1 protein-coding gene is annotated in these 1,510 nt (G+C 78.5%); it reads left to right on the forward strand.

Features of this window, described 5'->3' with window-relative positions; translation table 11 throughout:
- Positions 1 to 129 precede the first annotated feature (129 nt).
- Positions 130 to 1,458 carry an SAM-dependent methyltransferase gene (locus HCN52_RS24390; RefSeq protein WP_168090581.1) on the forward strand — a complete coding sequence of 443 codons (1,329 nt, stop codon included), beginning with the start codon at positions 130 to 132 and terminating at the stop codon, positions 1,456 to 1,458.
- Positions 1,459 to 1,510: the final 52 nt, after the last annotated feature.

Raw genomic sequence — 1,510 nt, forward strand, 5'->3', positions numbered from 1 at the left:
GCCCCGCCTGCCGCCCCGCACGCCCCACGGTCACCCGTCCCGGCGGGCTGCGCCCGAGCGGGTGGCGCCCGCCGCGCGTGCGGAGCAGGTGAACGCGCGCCCGGCGCCGCCCGGTGCTTCGCTGGGAGCATGATCGGCACACCCCCCGCGGCGGACCGGCTGGCCCGCCTCGCCGAGGAGATCGTGGGCGAGCCCCCGACCGTCCGACTCCGCGCCTGGGACGGCAGCGAGGCCGGCCCCGCGGACGCGCCCGTCGTCGAGGTCCGCCACCGCCGCGCGCTGCGCCGCCTGCTGTGGCGCCCGGACCGGGTGGGCCTCGCCCGCGCCTGGGTCTCCGGCGAGATCACGGTCCCCGGCGACCTCTACGAGGTCCTGCGACGCCTCCCCCTCCCCGCGGACGGCCCCCACGACCGGGGCGCCGCCTTCCGCGACCTGCTCGCCCTCGGCGGGCCCGGCCCGCCGCCGCCCGTCCCCGCCGAGGAGACCCGCCGCCGCGCCGGCACCCGTCACGGCCGCGACCGCGACCGGCGGGCCGTCAGCCACCACTACGACGTCGGCAACGACTTCTACGACCTGGTGCTGGGCCCCTCCCTGGTCTACTCCTGCGCCTACTGGGACACCTCCCACCCCGTCGCGGGCGCCTCCGACGCACCGGCCGGCCCCGGCGCCCGGACGGCCGTCACCCTGGAGGCCGCCCAGGAGGCCAAGCTGGAGCTGATCTGCCGCAAGCTCGGCCTGCGGTCCGGGGACCGGCTGCTGGACGTCGGCTGCGGCTGGGGCTCGCTGGTGCTGCACGCCGCGCGGCACCACGGGGTGCACGCCGTCGGCGTCACCCTCTCCGCCGAGCAGGCGGCCCGCGCCCGCGATCGGGCGGCGGCCCAGGGGCTCGACGACCGCGTCGAGATCCGGTTCCAGGACTACCGCGACGTCGGCGACGGACCGTACGACGCCATCGCCTCCGTCGGCATGGCCGAGCACGTCGGCGCGGCCGAGTTCGACCGCTACGCCGCGGTCGTCCGCTCGCTGCTCCGTCCGGGCGGCCGACTGCTCAACCACCAGATCGCCCGGCGGCCCGCCCCCGACGAGACCCGCTACCGGCTCGACCCCTTCATCGACTCCTACGTCTTCCCCGACGGGGAGCTGGCGCCGCTCGGCCACACCGTCTCCGGCCTGGAGACGGCCGGGCTGGAGGTGCGGGACGTCGAGTGCCTGCGGGAGCACTACGCGCTGACGCTGCGCCAGTGGGTGCGCAACCTGGAGGCCGCCTGGCCGCAGGCGGTCCGGCTCGCCGGGCCGGGCCGCGCTCGGATCTGGCGCCTCTACATGGCGGCCTCCGCCCTCGCCTTCGAACAGGGCAACCTCGGGGTCAACCAGATCCTCGCGGTGCGCACCGGCGAGGGCGGCGCCTCCGGGCTGCCGCTCCGCGCCCGCGACTGGACCGCCGGGCCCCGCCCCTGAGCCGAGCTGCGGCGTCGCGCCGCCGTCCCGGGTGCCCGACAGCGCCGCGCGC

Source organism: Streptomyces bohaiensis (assembly GCF_012033785.1).
Taxonomy (GTDB): domain Bacteria; phylum Actinomycetota; class Actinomycetes; order Streptomycetales; family Streptomycetaceae; genus Streptomyces; species Streptomyces bohaiensis.